The sequence below is a fragment of the Streptomyces durocortorensis genome, assembly GCF_016901035.1.
GTDB lineage: Bacteria > Actinomycetota > Actinomycetes > Streptomycetales > Streptomycetaceae > Streptomyces > Streptomyces durocortorensis.
On the sequence record NZ_JAFEUF010000607.1, the window covers coordinates 1 to 250 of the forward strand.

Annotated in this window: 1 pseudogene; it reads right to left on the bottom strand. The window is 75.6% G+C overall.

Annotation, left to right across the window (positions count from 1 at the left end):
- Positions 1-27: 27 nt before the first annotated feature.
- Positions 28-250 (bottom strand): annotated as a pseudogene (locus JS521_RS36240) (aspartate aminotransferase family protein); the annotation flags it as partial.

Consider the following 250-nt stretch of genomic DNA (forward strand, 5'->3'; position numbering starts at 1 on the left):
GCGTTCTTCCTTGTGGGGATTCCGGGGTCAGGTGGTCGGCCCGGCGGTGGTCCGACGGTGCGGGGAGCGTGTCGCGGCTGACAGCGCGTCGGCGAGACGGTCGACGACGGCAGTCGCCTGCTCGTCGGTGAGGGTGAGGGGCGGCAGGAGGCGGACGACGGCGCCGTGGCGGCCGCCGAGTTCGACGATGAGGCCGCGGCGCAGGCATTCCTGCTGGACGGCGAGGGCGAGGGCCGGGTCGGGCCGCGGG